This is a genomic window from Alcanivorax sp. HI0083 (assembly GCF_001635175.1).
On record NZ_LWFX01000717.1, the window covers coordinates 1 to 528 of the forward strand.

1 protein-coding gene and 1 pseudogene are annotated in these 528 nt (G+C 60.2%); both read right to left on the minus strand.

All coding sequences use genetic code 11. The features are described from left to right. A pseudogene (locus tag A3754_RS07040) lies at nucleotides 1-207 on the minus strand (LysE family translocator); the annotation flags it as partial. Nucleotides 208-244: 37 nt separating this feature from the next. Then, nucleotides 245-528, minus strand: a 284-nt coding sequence (locus A3754_RS07045) for a hypothetical protein (protein WP_231880531.1), incomplete at its 5' end; no start/stop codon positions are given.

Consider the following 528-nt stretch of genomic DNA (forward strand, 5'->3'; position numbering starts at 1 on the left):
GCCCAGCCACTGGGCCAGTGCCACCATGCCAAACAGCGCAACACTCACAAACAACAGGTCCGCCAGCACAATACCTGCGGCCACCAGCAAACCATGGGAAACCCCGAACCGGGCTGAACGGACCACCACCAACGCCACACTGGTACTGGGCAGCGCCGCCATTGCCACCAGGGATAGCATCAACAGAAACAGCGACGGGATATCCATAAACCCTCACCGAAACAGAACAATGAACAATGCCAGTTTACAGCGAACCCGGACCATCCTGCGCGTCACAGCACAACCGGCCCTGCTCCAGCTGCAAACGCAGAACCGTACGGTAATCCTCCGCCTGCGGAAAATCCGCCGCACCGGTCAGGTAGAGACTGTCGTCCCGCAGGGTTTGGCCCACCACCAACGTGCCGGTAAAGCCAAGAGGAAGCTGCAACGCAGGATAGCGCCAGGGCATCAGCCCCCCTCTCACCCTTTCCGGTGCCACCTCGTTAATTCCCGGCCAGCGCGCCGGAGTGGAAATAATATCCCCCTGCT